This window comes from Bacillus sp. 2205SS5-2 (assembly GCF_037024155.1).
In the GTDB taxonomy this organism is placed as follows: domain Bacteria; phylum Bacillota; class Bacilli; order Bacillales; family Bacillaceae_K; genus Bacillus_CI.
Genome location: NZ_JAYKTS010000028.1, coordinates 13,686 through 32,025, shown reverse-complemented (window position 1 = coordinate 32,025; position 18,340 = coordinate 13,686). Strand labels below are relative to the sequence as shown.

Genomic DNA, 18,340 nt, shown 5'->3' with positions numbered 1-18,340 from the left:
GAATTTAATGATTGGTGCTGATTACATGAGTATTATTGAAAGCTTAAAGGAATCTTTATATAAAGGATTTGTAGATCGTAAGCATACACGAACAGGAAATTATCAACCTAGGCTACTTGTAAATAATTATAGACAAAATGAAGATATCTTAACGCCACTTCTAGAGGAATTGGATCATTGTGAGGATTTCTTTTTCTCAGTTGCATTTATAACGGAGAGTGGTCTTGCTACACTAAAATCACATTTATGGGACTTATAGAATAAAGGGGTTAAGGGAAGAATCCTGACTTCTACCTTTCTGCAATTTAATCAGCCTAAGGTATTTAGAGAGTTGTTAAAGATTAAAAATCTAGATGTTCGAATAACCAACTTAAAAGGGTTTCATTCAAAGGGTTATATTTTTAAACAGAAGGATCATTATTCTCTTATCGTTGGAAGTTCGAATTTAACGGCACACGCGCTGAAACTGAACTATGAATGGAATGTGAAATTAACTTCACATGAGAACGGGGAGATTATTTCTAATTTTTTCGATCAGTTTGATGATGTTTGGGGGCAGTCTCTTGTTTTAAGTTCAGGTTGGATCGATGAATATGAAAAAGTGTACACTGAAAATACTCTTAAACATGAGATGAACAAAATTGTGGAATTTCCTGAAGATTATCAGGCGAACTCTATTAAAGATGCGCTTGAAATTCAGCCAAATATGATGCAGACTTCTGCTTTGGAAAGTATACAAGCTGTACGTGATGCGGGGAAAACAAAAGGGCTTGTTATTTCAGCTACCGGTACAGGTAAAACATTCCTATCTGCTTTCGATGTTAGAAGGGTAAAACCAAAACGTATGTTATTTATAGTGCATCGAGAACAGATTTTACAAAAGGCTAAATCAGACTATCTTAAATTGCTTGGTGGTGTCGAAGAGGATTTTGGGATCCTGTCAGGGAATTCGAAGCAAACGGATAGACGGTATTTATTTACTACTATTCAAACATTATCAAAAGAAGCCGTACTCTCGTCATTCGATCCGACTGATTTTGATTATATTCTTGTTGATGAGGTCCACCGAGCTGGAGCTAATTCGTATCAAAGGGTGATCAACTATTTTACTCCAGAAGTTATGATGGGGATGACGGCGACACCGGAACGGACGGATGATTTTAATGTTTATGAACTATTTGACTATAATATTGCCTATGAAATTCGGCTACAAGAAGCATTAGAAGAAGATATGCTTTGTCCGTTTCACTACTTTGGAGTAAAGGAATTTGAAATAGATGGAAAACTCATTGATGATGCGGTGGAGCTGTCTAAACTTGTTACCGAGGAGAGAGTGGACCATATTCTAGAGAAGGTCAATTACTATGGCTATTCTGGTGAAAAAGTTCGTGGTCTTATGTTTTGTAGTCGGAAAGATGAGGCTAAGAAATTGTCACTTGAATTAAATAAAAAAGGATTGAACACAGTCGCTTTGACTGGTGACAATACTCAAGAAGAACGGCTATCGCGAGTGGATCAGTTGGAAGATGGAAAGTTGGATTATATTTTAACCGTCGATATTTTTAATGAAGGAATTGATATCCCTAGTGTCAACCAGGTCGTCATGCTGAGGCAGACACAATCAAGTATCATTTTTATTCAACAGCTTGGACGTGGTCTGCGTAAAAATAAAACCAAAGATTATGTTACGGTGATTGATTTCATTGGGAATTATAAAAATAACTATCTAATTCCCGTTGCTCTTTCAGGAGATAGATCACAGAACAAGGATAATATTCGTCGAAAAACCAAAGATACGAGTTATATTAAAGGAGTCTCAACTATTAATTTTGAGGAGATTGCAAAGAAACAAATTTTCAACGCAATTAATGATAGCAAACTAAGCTCTCTAAAGATTTTACGAGATACCTATCAGGAATTAAAAAATCGAATTGGCCGAGTTCCATTTCTCTATGATTATATTGAACAACATTCGCTGGATCCAGAAATCATCGTTAAAGAACATGGGAATTACTACACGTTTCTGAAAAAGGTAAAGGAAGACGTTCCAGATTTAAGCGATTATGAGCAGTATGTATTAACGATGCTTTCACAAGAAGTCTTAAACGGCAAAAGAAGACATGAGCTAATCTTAATGCAGTTGTTACTAGACAACAGGAGAGTGCAAAAAGAAGAATATATTCGTTCTCTTGAACAAAACAATTGCCAATTTGGGAAAGAGACATTAGCATCTGTTCAAAGAATTGTAGAATTATCTTTTTTTTCACAATCCGTTCGTAAAAAATACGGCGAGAAGCCTTTGATAAGTGTGGACAGCGAGAAGTACATGTTGAATGAGGAAGTAGTACAAGCCCTTTTACAAAAGCCGTATTTTCGCCTCTTGGTGGTAGACTTGCTCAAGACAGCTGAGGAAAAGGCAAAGAGATACAATAGTAGTCGACCATTAACTCCCTTTCAGAAGTATTCAAGGAAGGATGTTTGCAAACTGTTAAATTGGGAGAATGACGAGAGCTCGACAATGTATGGCTATAAGCCGAAGCATGGAACCCGCCCCATATTTGTCACTTATCATAAAGGGGAAGAAGTAGAGTCCAGTGTTAATTACGGAGACGAATTTTTGAATCAAGAAGTACTAAAATGGTATACACGTAGTAACCGAACGCTGGAATCTAAGGAAGTACGTAAGATTATTGACTGTGAAAAAGAAGGAAGAGATCTTCATGTTTTTGTGAAAAAGGATGATGACGAGGGGACAGAATTTTATTATTTAGGAATGGCAAAACCAGACCAGGAAAGTATAGAGCAATCTTCTATGTTAGATAAAAATGGTAAAAAAATTCCGGTTGTGACAATGAATTTACATCTAAATGATCCAATTGAACATCATCTTTATCATTATTTGACTGAAAATTAATTGTTTAAACAAAATGAAAGATGCAATACAGTTAATTAAGGGTAGTATTCATTTATTTAAGATTAGAAAAAAAGACTTCTACTCAGGAGGGCACTGAAAAAGTGTAATTAAAGGAAAATAGGAGTTAATTACCTACTATATGTAGATAGTTAACTCCTTTTATTTACTGTATGTTGATGAAAATACCTGCTAATTGTTCAAAGTGAGCACTTTTTCAGTGGCCTCCTACTCAAAGAAGTCTATTTTTCATTCATTAACTGCTCAACCGCAGGAATATCAGCCGGAGCCCATTTTAACGAGCTAAGATTCTCCCTTTTTAACCAAATAAGACTAGAATGTTCGTTTGCTACTGGTGTGCCATCCTGTAACCAGCATTTAATAGCAATGAGATTAATAATAAAGGTATCATACTCATGGACGATGTCGTTAAATAAATCAATCGGTTCAATTGTGCATCCTAATTCTTCTTGAATTTCCCGTACCAATGCGGAGTATAAGTCTTCACTTTTCTCTACTTTTCCACCAGGAAACTCCCATTGATTTGGGATCGACATGTGTGGTGATCTTAGTGCACAGAGGATTTCCTTTTTGTCGTTTTCTATTATGGCTGCGACTACTTGAATGGTTTTTTTCATTGTTTCCTCCATAATCAAATTCATTCATAAAATTCAAATCGTATGTATTGATGGGTGGTTCCTTTTCATTTAAGAACTTTCTCACTCACCGGTAAACAAAGTTCCCCGAGCAATCTTCTCCAGGACAAATTCATTGATTTTTACCATTTCTCCACCGTCAGAAGCTTCGCTATCCCATGTGAGTAAATACATTTCGGCATCTTCTAATTCTTCTTGAAAGTCCCGGATTAGGATTCCGTGATATTCTCCCATTAATTTTATTTTACATAGGTTTATGGGATCGTTGGTTTTAATCGTATCCACATCTTTGTTATGGAGGAATGCCTCTATTAACGTGTTTGCGACGATCAACTCATCTAGCATATCAACGGTTCCTTGAATATCGTCTTTTTCCTATTCTAGTAATTGCATACTTTGCTACCTCCATTGGTTTGAATTTCTTTCTACTGAATTTTACCATATTCCATCCTTTAGAAAACAGCTTTCTAGATATCGACATGTAACCTATTGCTCAATGGTAGCTTTTCAGTAGATGTGTAGGTAAAGTGCATTATATGTTTTTACCGAATTTTAACTATTTTTATAGTATAATGGATGATAATGACAATATGTGATGGAGTGGTAGTGTGGCTTATACTGTACCTGAGACGATTCGCACATCGGCTACTGCGGGTGAACGATTATTATTTCGAACGTTAAAGACCTATTTACCGGATGATTATATCGTGTATTACGAGCCAGAGATTCGCGGGAAGCGACCTGATTTTGTGATTATTGGTCCTGATTTAGGCTTAGTTGTACTTGAGATCAAAGATTATACGCAGTCTACGTTGATGAGCTTGAATCATGAAACGTGGACGATTGTGAATACAAACGGGGAGCAGATGTTAACGAAGTCCCCGTTAAAGCAAGCACGTGACAATACGTTTCATTTAGTTGATGTGCTAAAAAAAGATAAAAACCTGATCCAACTAGAGGGGAAATACGCTTCGCAATTAAAGTTTCCATATGGACATGGTGTGGTGTTCACACGTTTAAAGCAGGACTATTTTATAAAAGAAGGTTTATATTCCATTGTCGAGCCTCATCTTTGTTTTACGAGAGATGAGATTGATCCAGAGCATGAGGCATTTACTGAAGAGAATTTGCTGGAAAAGATCTTGAATATGTTTGTGGTTCCTTATCGTTTACGTGAGCCGTTGACGAAAAATGAAATTGATACGATTCGCTATCATTTGTTTCCAGAGGTACGCATTTCTGCGGAGTTTAAGCAAAAAGTACCTTATCAGGATCAATTATTGCTTTCGCTTCATGATATAAAAGCAATGGACTTGCATCAGGAGAATTTAGCGAAGCAGCTTGGAGATAAGAATCGGTTAATCCGTGGAGTCGCTGGGAGCGGAAAAACCCTTATTTTAGCTAGTCGGGCGAAACTTCTGACGAAGGAAAGACCGGACTGGAAAGTACTGATTCTTTGCTACAATATTTCTTTGGCTCGCGGCATTCAACAAATGATCGATCAGATGATGAATGAGCCGGATAATTTATTCGATATTGCGGAGGATGGTGACAAGATGAGCCATCATGTATCGGTGTTTAATTTTCATGCATGGTTAAAGCATGACTTAAAGATATCCGAGAAGCAAATTCCTACCATCGTGGAGAAGTTGGATAACGGTGAGGCGATTTTACCGATGTATGATGCCATTTTGATTGATGAAGGACAGGATTTTGAGGCGGAATGGTTGGTCCTTGTTAGTAAGTTGTTGAATCCTGAAACGAAATCGCTATTGCTGGTTGAGGATCGTGCACAATCGATCTATAAACGAAAACGATCGTATGTCCAGGACACTGGCCTTAGTTTTCAAGGGCGTTCCAAGGTGTTGAGTATCAATTATCGAAACACGCAGCAAATTGTGAATTTTGCTTGGCAATTTTATCAGAATCATTCATTGCTCAAGTCGAAAGTTGCCCTACATGAACAGATGGGGGAAATCATTTCACCGCAAAGTACGAAACGAAAAGGGCATGAACCTGCGATTGTGAAGACTGATACTTTTTTAAAAGAAGCTACTTTAGTCAGTAAACAGATAAAAAAACTACATATAGAAAAGAAAATTCCGTATTCGGAAATGCTGATTCTATACCGGATTAAAAAGTCTTATAAGATGAATTATGTGACCGTCCTGCAGCGGGCGCTTGGGAAGGAAGATATTCCATTTTACTGGCTTACGGAAAATAGCGAATCGAAGCGTTCTTATAATCGCACGGACGAGTTTGTCAGTATTAGTACGATCGATAGCAGCAAAGGACTAGACTTTCAAGCGGTTTTCATTGTGAATGTCGATAATATGCCGTTTTCATTAGAGGAAGAAAAAGAGAGAGAAGCATCACTATTATATATTGGCATGACCAGGGCAAAGGAGTATCTCTGCCTTTCTTATTCAGGGCAGTCGGAATATACGAATTATTTTGAGAAGATTATTGCTGAGAAAAACGAAATCGAACATAGTGAAAAAATTAAAAAGAGACAAGGGACTTAAGGGTTTAAGGGGGACAAGGTGACACATGCACCTTGTCCCCTTTTTTAAATGGATGTGTAACAAATTTGTTCCTATATTCCATTTTGCGCTTGTCAATATCCATAAATGGTGCAAAAGATAAAAATGGTTCCAGGACCTTTTCCTCTGTTCTATCCCAGTGGCTCATTTATTTCAATGAGTCATTGGGATATTTGTATATGATTCTGTTCTATCACGTCTAATACATTCTAAAAAAAGTGAAAAAATCGGGAATAAATCAGAACTTTTCTCTTGATAATGCGTCTAAGTAGTGACTATCAAAAAATGAGAGGGGGATACAATTGTCGGAAACCAGAAAAGAAATAATTGCTGATTGGTATGATCTACATAGTCAATCGATTTTAACCTTTATTTTATTGATGGTGAAGGATTATCATCAAGCAGAAGATCTGACCCATGATACATTTGTAAAATCCTATCAGAACTATGACTCATTTAAGCGTCATTCCAGTGACAAAACATGGTTATTTAGTATAGCGCATAATGTAACGGTTGATTTTATAAGAAAACGTAAGCCTAGGATGCTCATGAAAGAAATATTTGTATCGCAAAAAGACCCTAATCCGTTGCCGGAAGAAATGATCAGAATCCAAGAGAATTCTGCTGAACTATATCAAGCATTAAGTGAAATCAAAGATCATTATCGAAAGGTCATTATTTTAAGGAAAATCAAGGGTTTTTCAATTGAGGATACGGCTAAGATTTTAGGTTGGTCTGAGAGTAAGGTGAAATCGACGATGTACCGGGCGATTCCGATGTTAAAAAAACAATTGATAAAGGAGGGCTTCTTGGATGCCAAAACATTTTAATGACGATTTTGCCGATCAGTCCCTAACAAAATTGGAAGAACATATCAAATGGAATGGTTTGAAAAAAATGGAAGTTAAAAATCGTGTTTTGACAAATATTGAAAAAATAGAGTCCCAAAAGCAAATGAGAAATAAGCCCAACTTGTTTTCTCGATACAAAAGAATGGGTTCAATTAGTAAGATATCTTCCATTTGTATGGGCTTTATGATATTTATCGGTCTTCTAATTGGATCGGCTTTTGTATCACCTGCAATGGCGAATGTCATGGGGAATATTCCCTATTTAGGTACCGTATTTCAATCCAAATCAATCCTAAAATTAATAAATGATGAGCTTGATGAAAAAGGATATACCACTGCTTCTGCAGGAGTTAGCTATTATCCTAAGAAAATGATTGACGTGGCTGTCGAGGGTTCAGATGAATATTATCATGAAGTGAAAGGGGACATCGAGAAGAGCATAAAGGGAGTTTTAAAAGAAAAAGGCTATGATGCCTATTCGGTAAATGTTCATCAATTTGAACCTAAAAGTGAAGATGTCCTTAATGAGGAAGAATTAAAAGAAAAAAATCTACTTGAAGATGCTGTGACAATGGAGCTCAAACAAGAGGGCTATCAATTTGATAGGGTGCAAGCCGATCCAACAGAAAAGACCATATTTATTAATATTGTGGGGCCAGATGAATACTACGAATCAATTAATGAGGATGTGGAAAGGGTGGCGATAGACGTTGCCAATATCAATAACTATAGTGGCTATTCCAGTATTGCTACTAGAGTAAGAGTAGAGGTAACAAAACAGGATGAAAGATCTCTAATTATCTCTGCTATCACAGAAGGGCTTTTGTCGAAGAAGGAATTTAAGGTGACTGGGGTAAGTCATAAATACGATCCATTTCACATAACAATAATGACCTCGATTCTAAGCTCTGATCCGGCAGCTAAAATGCTTGGAGCTCGTATTGAATCTATGATTATTGATCTTCTTAAAACTGAAGATATCTCTGCTATTTTAAAGGATGAACCGTATGACATTATCGTCCAAAGCAAGGACCATGAGAAAATAAATTAATGGTATCAGGGGTCAGTTATACTGACTCTTTTCTTAATTGAGGGGAATTTCCATGCACTGAAAAGGGATGTGTAAAATCTATAGATTGATTAGAAACTCAATGATTCCCTACTATTTCCGAAAATTAAGAAAATCTTTTTACAGTTGTTGTCTTTTATTCTATGATGAAGAGGAGGACATTACTATTTGAAGTAGTTTTAGAGACAATTTCTATACCTAAAGCTCTTTTAGAATGGTATGTTTCTATTAGAAAAAACTCCGAATGAAAATCGTTCATTTTTTCTACATTCACCCATCACTTAATTCGAAAAGACCCAACCTTTGCGAAAATAGACATACATAATAAAGGATGATCCAGATGATAAAACCTAGAATTGGTATGATTGGACTTGGAGATATAGCGCAGAAAGCTTATTTGCCTATCCTTTCGAAAGAATCAAATTGGAGCTTTGCGGGTGCCTATTCTCCAAATCGAGAGAAAAGGAAGCGGATTTGCAATCAGTATCGGATTAATGACTTTTCAAGCTTACCCGCTTTGGCACAAGAATGTGATGCGGTGTTTGTCCATAGCTCTACGGAATCACATTATGAAGTCGTTTCGGAGCTGCTTACTAGAGGTATCGATGTCTATGTTGATAAGCCTTTGGCAGCAACGATTTCAGATGCGGAGAAACTAGTTGAATTAAGTGGAAAAATGGGTAGAAAGCTGATGGTAGGGTTTAATCGACGGTTTGCTCCGATGTACGTGAAATTAAAGGAAGAAACGAAAGGTGTCGCGTGGATTAATATTGAAAAGCATCGGATGGACAGAATTGGACCAAATTCTTATCATTTCACGATGTTGGATGATTATCTGCATGTAGTAGATACAGCCCGTTGGCTGGCTGGTGGAGAGCTTAAGTTGCAAACGGGGATTTTACAAACAAATGAAGAGAAACATCTTTTATATTCCCGGCATTACTATCAATCAGGGCAAGGTATTCCCATCACCACTGCTATGCATCGAAGAGCTGGAACGAATCTTGAACAAATAGAAATGGTCACTGACGGAGCGATTATCCGGGTGAAAAATATGAATACAACTGAAATCGAAAAAGACAATGCCAAACAGACGACTACTTCTTCTTCGTGGGAAACGACGTTAAAACAACGCGGCTTTGAGGATGCCGTTCAGCATTTCATTGATTGTGTTCAACAGGATGTATTGCCAATGGTAGATGGTGTTGAGGGATTAAAGTCGCAATTACTTGTTGAAGAATTGCTTAAGAAGTAATGGCACACTAATAATGCAGATGTATTTTTGTGCGACCATGAAGCACTATTTTGGAAAAAATAGAGCATGTTTATAAAGGTGTTATAAAAAGAGAGTTCAAGAGGAATTATGGAGGGCAAACAAATAAGGAAATCGGATTGATTGTATGGGTACTTTATCGGTATACATTATTCGATTTTCTTTTCACATTGCTTCAAGTGAGTAGGGCTATATTACAATAGGATCACCGTGATAGCTGAGGCGCAGGTTTGATTTAGGGAAAGGTTCCTATCCTATAAACAGTCTGCTGATCTCTCATGAAATCAAGAGTAAGGAGTGGGGAAGAATGAAGGAAGAGTATTTTATTGGCATTGTCCCGCCTGAAGAATATTTAGAGCGAATTGAGAATTTTCAAAGAAGGTGGATTCCCTTTTTAGGTGTAGAACCCCATATAACATTGAAAGCCCAGGGAGGATTAACTCAAGAAGAAAAGTGGATAGACAAAATACAGAGGGTTTGTCAGAAATTCAAACCATTTGAAGTGTCATTAGAAAAACCAACTTATTTTGGAGATACTATTTTATATTTGAGTGTGAGCTCACATAATTTACATGAATTACATAAGGAAATTGTTCAAGAAATTTCTCCTTCAGAAGAATTAATAAAGCAGTATTTTGAACTTGAGGATTTTGTCCCTCATTTAACATTAGGAAAAGAAAATTATGGTGGCAATATTTCTACCGGACTCTCTAAAATAGAACTGAAATCTATGGAAGAATTAGCGGAAAAACAATTAACACCCTATCCTGATTTTGTTGTGAATTTCATTAGAATTTATCAATTAAATATTGTAGAGCAAAGGTATGAAAAATATCTAGACATTTCCTTGTGTGACTGACCTATGAGTAGTCGAGCACTGTGGGATCGGTACTCTTGGCCATTTTTAACCTGCAGTCAATATGGGCTGCAGGTTTTTTGGATTTTAATCGGACAAGTGTTCCTCTGTCCCCCGAAAAGAAAAAAGAGGTTGACCACCTACTAAAAGTAGATGATTGCCCTCAAATTGTTTTATATTATTGAATGTAAGCGCCACATTCTTTAAACTACTTTTTTTGACTGGTCTCAACCCGTCCTTATACTTTAAGCTTGCCTAATTTGGACGTATGGTAAACATGGAAGGGTCATCAGGGAACTTCTCTAATTTCTCAATGCTATTTAAATCAGTTAAAGGAATAAAACTGATTGAGTCTTGTCCAGGTAAATTAAAAATATTTTTGATTACTAGTGCTTCATCACTGAGTTCTCTGAATTCACCGATTGCAACTAAAAGTACGTCAGTGCCCAAAAATGTAACACCAATTGGATCGCCTTTTTTGAAATTTTCTTTAACAAGTTTTTTAAGTGATCTAGTACCGCAATCACATGTTAATATTTTGTTTGTATGAGTCATGATTTCACCTCTTTTCTTAAGGCTCTCTTCGTATTGATTGTAGATTTAAGACGAATTGTTGTATGAAGATAGGTTATTTCTCTACGTCTATTTTCCTTTGCTACGAAAAGATGACCCGTAGTGTAGCTATTTCGAGCAAACGGAGGTAATACGATAAGCCACAATCTTTGCGATAACAGCCTTTCTTAAAATCGTAAGTGACACAATACTAGAGTATGTTTCAATTACTAGTTTTGACTGTACATATTGTACCTTATTTGATAATACTGGAAAAATGGGGACAGGCCCTCGCACCTATTTGGTGACTGTATTATTTATTAAAAAATAGGGCTCTTCGCTATTTAGTGTTGACAAGACAATTATCTAGGGTTCAATTGATGCTACCATTTTAGCTTAATGTCAGGATTCTACATATTGATTAAAACAAGCGAAAAACCAAACCGGACAAGGGAATGAGTTCAATTGCTCGCTCAGCATTCACCACCTGTTACAAGAATAATTGATTGAGTTCTGAAACCTACATAGTTGTTTGAACTAAATACTAAATAGCGAAGAAGCAAAAATAGTATTTTTTTGATCCTCAATCCTATTCTCCATACACCTCTTCCTAAGTAGGCGAAAGTCGCGGATTTCAAGACTGACATTTTATTTTTTCATCGAGTATCTCTAAAATTATCGGTAGAACTATCAAAAAAAAAAAACATAAAGGGTTTTAAAGAAATTTGTAGAAATATAAAAAGAAAACGTTTTCAAATTAGTGACGTATATTTTAAGGTCATCTGGTAGGGGCTGGAGTTACTTTAATCAATAGAAAAATTTCGACTCAATCCTAGAAAAATCACCAGAATACCGAACCGCACTGGAATTTGGTTGAAATAAGGTCCAATGCACAGGTACAAAAACCAATCACTATAGAGGTTTCGATCAATCAAACAGTACTGGATCACTTAGAGGGGTGCGGCTTTCCTGTCTATAGTTACTAACAATCATTGAAGAAAGAACATAAAGTTAGAAAAGTTCTATTTTTGGCCTAAATCGAAACCGGTTTCGATAATGAAATAAGATTATGATATCAGCTTAATTGATGGTGTATCTCGTGAAAGCCAATATGAAAAATTCCATTTTCTCATAAATTAAAGGAATTGACTTAGACCGTAAAGTTAGATTACTAACATAAGCAATAAAAATCATCAAAAACTTTTTAAGGAAATAAGATTATGATCGATTTGAAAGGGGGCTGTAGAAGGAAATTTAAAAGAGAGCTTATTTTAATATAACTGGAGAGAGAAGAGGACAGGACAGGTGTTTTTAAACATCTTCTTTTGGATGGTAATCCCTCAGAAGGGGAGAATCTTCATCTTAAGACTAAGATTTTTTTAAATAAACCTTCAGGCTTTTATATCTTCAAGTCTATTTACTGAATAAGTTGTCTATCTATAAAGGTTTTTTCATTGTCAAAGTACTTAAAAAAGGAAAACGATCTATTTTGGAGAGGAGATTTAAAATGAAAAAAATTGCTTTAACAATCCTTACCTTAATTCTTACTGCGGGGGTCATTATCCCATATACTGTAACTGCATTCGCTGGAGAAGTGAATTTAGGGGCTGGTAGCTATTCTACGATAAAGCCTGCAGGTGTAAATGATGTGCAACCGACGATTTACAAGACAAATAATGTAACAGGAGCAATGCCTACAAACGATTGGTGGAGTTCTACAGCTTGGGAACAACACTCTAATGCTCAATATCCGCATCCATTAGCCATGATCAATCAAGCAGAAGGTCTTCGAGTCTATAACCCTAGTAATAGTATTGAAGGGTTAGGTGGATTTACTAAGGGGTGGATGAATGATATTGACGATTTCATTCTTGGTCATTCAGAAATTAGCTCATTTCAAAGTACAAATGTTGACCAATTCAGCGACTGGTTTGTGACAAACCAATATAAAGAAGGCTCTAAATCATTGTCGGTTACTTACGGTCATGGTTCTCCATATGTTTTTGCCACATATGAGGAAGGGAACCCTAGCATCACTTTTCCGTCCATTCCACCGAGTATTTGGTCTGGAGATGAAAATAGTAAAGTTCTAGGAATCACGACAGAGAAAGGTAGTCATTATGCCTTATTTGGCCCAGAAGGTTCCACTTGGTCTGGAATAGGAACCAAGAGTTTAACCAATAATCTAAACGGAAAAAATTATTTTTCAATAGCCGTACTTCCGGATAATTCTGTTGAAACATTAGAGAAATTCAAGAAGTATGCTTACTCGCATGTTGTAGACACAAAAGTAGATTGGGAATTTGAAGAGGCAACAAGTCAAGTTAAGACAGTTTATACAATAGAAACAGTGGCAAAAGAAGGAGATACTAAAGGGACAATATTTGCTCTCTATCCGCATCAATGGAAAAATACGAACCAGCCATTATTGGACTATACGTATCCATCTGTTCGTGGAGAAATGAAGGTAGCAGAAGGAGAATCATTTACTACGAGTATGGTGTTTAACGGGGTTCTGCCATCCCTTCCTGATTTAGGAACATATGATAAATCTACTCTAGCTAGCTATATCGATGAAGCTCAAAACGAAGAGAATTCTGCTCCTGATACGTATTGGTATGGAAAGCAGTTAGGTAAACTTGCTACACTAGCACCAATTGCAGAACAGGTTGGAGATAGTGATGCTGCAAATCAGTTTAGGCAAGAAATATCTACAGGGTTAGAGGATTGGTTTTCTGCTAGTGATGCTAATGGAAACCTAAAGGATAAAAGTCTATTTTACTATAATCAAAATTGGGGAACGTTATTAGGATATCCTGATAGCTTTGGTTCTGTAGAAGAAATGAATGACCATCACTTCCATTATGGTTACTATATTAAAGCTGCTGCTGAAGTCGCTCGTGTAGACAAAAACTGGGCAAGTCAAGATAGATGGGGTCAAATGGTCGAATTATTGATTAAAGATATTGCTAACTGGGATCGGAATGATGAGAGCTTTCCTTTCATGAGGAACTTTGATATGTACGCTGGACATTCTTGGGCTTCTGGACATGCAAAATTCTTCGATGGGAATAATAATGAGTCTTCATCTGAAGCGATGAATGCTTGGGCCGGCATTATTCTATGGGGGGAAGCTACTGGGAATAAAGAGATACGTGACTTAGGAATCTATTTATACACGACAGAAATGAATGCGATAAATGAATATTGGTTTGATGTTCATAATGAGAACCATGATCCTGGTTTCACACCTGAAACAGCGAGTATGATTTGGGGTGGGAAAACTGTTGGTGATGCGGTTTGGTGGACAAATAATCCAGAGGAAGTTCATGGGATTAACTGGTTACCAATTACCGGAGCTTCTCTATATTTAGCACATTTTCCAGAATATACGAAAAGAAATTATGAAGCGTTAGTATCAGAAAATAATGGAACGAATTGGAATGTATGGGAAGACCTTATTTGGATGTACCGTGCCATTGAAAATCCTGAAGATGCAATCCAACAATTTAACGATCGACAAAGTGAATTTTCACCGGAAGGAGGAAATTCAAAAGCAAATACCTATCATTGGATCCATAATCTAAATGCGGTTGGAACAGTCGACCGGACTATTACAGCTAATTACCCATTCTACGCAGTTTTTAAAAAGGATACGGTAAGAACGTATGTGGTCTATAATATGACAGATGAAGAGAAAACAGTTACATTTTCAGATGGAGAAGTTGTAACGGTTGAACCGCATCAATTTTACACTGGAAATGGAGAAACAGTTCCAGATTCCTCGACAAAACCATTTGAAAGACTAGAAGCAGAGGATTTTGATTTAATGAATGGAATCGCAACAGAAGCAACGAGTGATGAAGATGGTGGACTGAATGTAGGTTGGATCAGTGATGGAGATTATATCGCTTTTGAAAATGTTGATTTTGGTGATGGAGCTACGGGGGTTGAAGCACGAGTCGCTTCGCAAACAATGGGAGGAACGATGGAATTAAGACTAGACTCTCCGGAAGGTTCGGTCATAGGTCAAATTGATATTACACATACTGGAGGCTGGCAACAATGGGAGACCAAATCCGGTACAATTAGTGATACTTCTGGCGTACATGATTTATATTTAGTATTCAAAGGAGAGCCGTCCACAGATTTCGGAAACCTAAATTGGCTAAGATTCACCAAATAATAAATAACCATGAAAGGGAATCACCGGGACAGACCTCGTGATTCCCTCCTTTTTTGAGTACCAGGGGGACAGTCCCTCTGGTACTCAAAAATAAGGCGAAAAGATGCCCGAAATCATTCTACATCACGAAATAGGGACTAATTCGAAAAGCCACAATCTTTGCGAAAACAGCCTTAATAATTATGTTATTGTTTAAAGGGAAGAAAAAAGTTATGAATACGCGTGTTTTAGTGGAGGTCATTATGCTAAGTTATAAAAATTCTACAACAGAAATTGATAAGAGTGGAACAGAAACTGCAATAGTATCTGTTGGTGCAACGGAACAATTCGGTCCATACTTGCCAATGCATTTGGATACGTTAATTGCAAAAATGTATGCCGAAGCATTTGGAGAAGCATTAAATGCTTATGTATTACCAACTATTCCTTTTAACACATCTGAAGAACATGCAAACTGTAAGGGCACTGTTACTGTGAGTCCAAATGTTCTCACGAGTATGTTAGAAGAAATAATCGTCAATTTACAAAGACAAGGATTTAAAAAATTTGTCCTATGCAATGGACACGGTGGAGCATACTGGGAATCAGCTTTTGTAAAACATATGAATTTTAAATATCCAGAGATAATCTTGATAACTACATATCGGCATTTAGCTTGGGAAGAAGCACTAGAAGAGGCTGGGATGGAAGGATTAAATGAGATGCATGGAGGCAAATTATCTGTATGTACTGCCATGTGGTTATGTCCAGAATTGGTTACCCTTGAATCTATGGGTTCAGATGTTCCACCTGAAAATAGAAAATTTAGCGATTATATTTTTTGGGATAAATTAACTACAGATGGATGTTGGGGTAATTTTGAAAAGGGTGTCTATACTCCTAAACAACTTGCAAAAATGGGAGAAACATTTTGGACTTCGTTTATTTCTAGAAGAAGTGAGAATTTAAAATCAATACTTGAAGAAGCCTATCAACTGAAAATGTCTTAAGTTACTAATAGGAGTAACATTTGTTTACTAGTCGTGGATCTAAAATTTTTAGAACTTGTGAGACAAAATGAAAGTGGGCTTGCTTCTTTTATAACAATGGTTTTGACTAAGAGCAGGACTTAATTCCCAATATGTTAATGATTTACAGCAACGGGGGCTCGCACTTGTTGCTTCTTTGCCGTTCTTTTGTTCGTGGGTCCGATTTGCTGGGCATTATGAAGAATACGTATACCGTAGCAATAACAGGAGCAACTGTTACATTATCCTAAATAAATGTTTCAATGTGATGCTCAAAGGCTTGCTTCAACTAATACATTTGTGCTCCTATTCAGCAACTGGAGCTCTTTGAAAAGAATGCTTATTATTTACTATATTCTTTATCGTGATGTATTTTTAGAATTTTCAATATATTATTAAAGCTCATAGGTGTTGTAGGTGGAGCTTTTCGGAAGAGTCAGGTTCAGGGGGGAAAGGAAATAAGTTCCATACACTAGTTTTTTTGATATTATTGGTAGCTTGTAACCGCTATAATGCTTCTAATTCCAAAATTCAAGGTTTATTTCCCTCTTTTTGGAGACGATACAAAGGTAATAAGAAATACTTTTGTGAGGTGAAGGGACGGATGAAATCAAAGAGACACTTCGTCTTTAATTTTTCTTTAATCAGTCTATCTTGGATATCTTTACTCTTTATAGGAAAGCAAAACTTTAAACGCTATTCTATTTCAGGAGTATTTATTATCATTTTCGAGTTTATAAATCATCTGTTTGCGCAAAACCGAAAATGGTGGGTATTTTATGATAAGCCTAAATCGTTTCTAAAAGAAGAACTTCCATTCAGTATGGGCCCCGCCATGCCACTGTCGATGTGGATACTTAAATTTTCGTTCGGGAATTTTAAGAAATTTGTTTTACTGAATGTGTTGGCAGATGGTTTATTTGCCTTCTTCTTCATTGATGTGCTAAAAAAATTGAAAATCGCTCGTCTAGAACGGATTAATCATCTTCAATTTTTTCTCTATCTCCACTATAAGGCCTACTTGTTATACGGCGTTCAGTGGCTAGTTGAAAAACGAAAAAAAGATGAGAGTTGGGAGCAGGCTGAGAGTTCGATTAAGTACTGATTTAAAGCAACGGGGAGAAGGCATCTGTTGCTTTTTTCTCGGTGGCTTCGAAATTCCAGTCTAGAATTCATTTCTAATTTAACATTCTTAACATATCTCCACTTCGGGTCCTCTTTTTGTATCAAAAGGTTTGGTGTAGTTAGAAAAGGGAATATTTTCACATAGAATTTCTACTTAAAGCAATAATCAATACGAATAGAGCCAAGTTGAAAACAATCCTATTCGACTCTCTTTTTGAGTTTGGCTCTATTCATATACTTTCTTGCTCTTCACACAAAAAAACAGGCAGTAGCATTCATTCAATTAATTTCTTCCTTTATATCTACAAATGAAGAATTTTTCACTAGGAATAGAGCACGAAGCCATACAACTCACCTTTCGCACATCGTTACTCTTTTGAAAAATAATATATACTTGTTAGGCGATATTTAGAATTCTGTCTATAATAGTAAAACACAATCACCCTCAAAAAATGTATTCTCCTAAGGGGAAATTGAACTATTTTGTCATTTAGGTTTCAGAATTTGTCAATAAAAATTGAATAGGTTCACGTGCGAAATATGAGATACAAGTCAAGGGATTCCTTCTTACTCGAAAATCCACAATCTTTGCGAAAACAGCCTTGAGTTAAAGATCTTCGATGTACAGAGGCATAGAAGGTTTCTTTTCCGTTACACAGATAACGGAGTGATTTTATGTTTAACTTGCTTGGCAGACTTATCCGGGTGACCAGCTGTGAAAAAAGAAAGGAAAAAATTCAAACTTTTTAACCAACCTATGCGTCTTTACCTGTGTAATTTAAAAAGAGGGTGGATTGGATACTTGTGATAGGGAAAAAAAGGGTTGAGAAGCAGCTAACTTCATTCGTTATCGATAATAGAGAAGCAATTTATCGATATGCATTCAGTTATGTAAAAGATAAGGAAGAAGCACTGGATATCGTGCAGGAGTCCATTCATAAAGCATTAGTTAAGTTAGATACACTAAAAGATTCAAAAAAAATCAAATCCTGGTTTTATCGAATTGTCACAAACACTGCACTTGATGTTATTCGAAAGAAAAAAAGAATTCAAGTGACCGATGAAGAAACATTAAATTTCCTTTCACCAGGTCGTATGGACACCTATCAGGATATTGACCTAAATCGAGCGTTAAATGATTTATCGACAGAGGATAGAACACTCATCGTTCTTCGCTATTATAAAGACTTTAAATTATCGGAAATCGCCGAAACCTTAGATTTGAACCTCAATACTGTTAAATCGCGACTATATCGGATAATGGCTGATTTAGAGAGTACAATAGCTCATCCTGGGAAGGAGGATAAATAA

General features: G+C 36.5%; 12 protein-coding genes and 1 pseudogene. 10 read left to right on the top strand and 3 right to left on the bottom strand.

Features of this window, described 5'->3' with window-relative positions; genetic code table 11:
• The first annotated feature begins 25 nt into the window (after positions 1-25).
• Positions 26-2,914, top strand: a pseudogene (locus U8D43_RS16465) (DEAD/DEAH box helicase).
• A gap of 239 nt (positions 2,915-3,153) precedes the next feature.
• On the opposite strand, the gene U8D43_RS16460 reads toward U8D43_RS16465, so the two are convergent.
• Positions 3,154-3,549, bottom strand: a complete 396-nt coding sequence (locus U8D43_RS16460; RefSeq protein WP_335872280.1) for a (deoxy)nucleoside triphosphate pyrophosphohydrolase — start codon at positions 3,547-3,549, stop codon at positions 3,154-3,156.
• A gap of 81 nt (positions 3,550-3,630) precedes the next feature.
• Complete coding sequence (locus U8D43_RS16455) at positions 3,631-3,912, bottom strand: hypothetical protein (RefSeq protein WP_335872279.1); 282 nt, start codon at positions 3,910-3,912, stop codon at positions 3,631-3,633.
• A gap of 263 nt (positions 3,913-4,175) precedes the next feature.
• On the opposite strand from U8D43_RS16455, the gene U8D43_RS16450 reads away from it, so the two are divergent.
• The 5 genes from U8D43_RS16450 (at position 4,176) to U8D43_RS16430 (ending at position 10,162) form a co-directional block, all read left to right on the top strand.
• Positions 4,176-6,092, top strand: coding sequence for a DEAD/DEAH box helicase (locus U8D43_RS16450; RefSeq protein WP_335872278.1), 1,917 nt, complete (start codon positions 4,176-4,178; stop codon positions 6,090-6,092).
• A 320-nt stretch (positions 6,093-6,412) separates the two neighbouring features.
• A complete protein-coding gene (locus U8D43_RS16445; RefSeq protein ID WP_335872277.1) occupies positions 6,413-6,940 on the top strand; it encodes an RNA polymerase sigma factor in 528 nt (175 codons plus the stop codon).
• Positions 6,924-8,012 carry a DUF4030 domain-containing protein gene (locus U8D43_RS16440; protein ID WP_335872276.1) on the top strand — a complete coding sequence of 363 codons (1,089 nt, stop codon included), beginning with the start codon at positions 6,924-6,926 and terminating at the stop codon, positions 8,010-8,012. The genes U8D43_RS16445 and U8D43_RS16440 overlap by 17 nt, the downstream gene beginning before the upstream one ends.
• A 358-nt stretch (positions 8,013-8,370) precedes the next feature.
• Positions 8,371-9,285, top strand: a complete 915-nt coding sequence (locus tag U8D43_RS16435; protein WP_335872275.1) for a Gfo/Idh/MocA family protein — start codon at positions 8,371-8,373, stop codon at positions 9,283-9,285.
• Positions 9,286-9,610: 325 nt separating this feature from the next.
• On the top strand, positions 9,611-10,162 hold the full coding sequence (locus U8D43_RS16430) for a 2'-5' RNA ligase family protein (RefSeq protein ID WP_335872274.1): 552 nt from the start codon (positions 9,611-9,613) through the stop codon (positions 10,160-10,162).
• A gap of 252 nt (positions 10,163-10,414) precedes the next feature.
• Here U8D43_RS16430 and U8D43_RS16425 read toward each other — a convergent pair whose 3' ends face one another.
• Positions 10,415-10,714, bottom strand: a complete 300-nt coding sequence (locus tag U8D43_RS16425; RefSeq protein ID WP_335872273.1) for a hypothetical protein — start codon at positions 10,712-10,714, stop codon at positions 10,415-10,417.
• Between the two features lie 1,504 nt (positions 10,715-12,218).
• Here U8D43_RS16425 and U8D43_RS16420 point away from each other — a divergent pair.
• The 4 genes from U8D43_RS16420 (at position 12,219) to sigV (ending at position 18,340) form a co-directional block, all read left to right on the top strand.
• Positions 12,219-14,897 carry a glycosyl hydrolase gene (locus U8D43_RS16420; protein WP_335872272.1) on the top strand — a complete coding sequence of 893 codons (2,679 nt, stop codon included), beginning with the start codon at positions 12,219-12,221 and terminating at the stop codon, positions 14,895-14,897.
• 212 nt (positions 14,898-15,109) lie between these two features.
• The gene (locus U8D43_RS16415) at positions 15,110-15,886 is read left to right on the top strand and encodes a creatininase family protein (RefSeq protein ID WP_335872271.1); all 777 of its coding nucleotides are present in this window, start codon (positions 15,110-15,112) and stop codon (positions 15,884-15,886) included.
• 622 nt (positions 15,887-16,508) lie between these two features.
• Positions 16,509-17,009 (top strand): hypothetical protein, encoded by a 501-nt coding sequence (locus U8D43_RS16410; protein WP_335872270.1) that lies wholly within the window; start codon positions 16,509-16,511, stop codon positions 17,007-17,009.
• 809 nt (positions 17,010-17,818) lie between these two features.
• Positions 17,819-18,340, top strand: coding sequence for an RNA polymerase sigma factor SigV (sigV, locus tag U8D43_RS16405; RefSeq protein ID WP_335872269.1), 522 nt, complete (start codon positions 17,819-17,821; stop codon positions 18,338-18,340).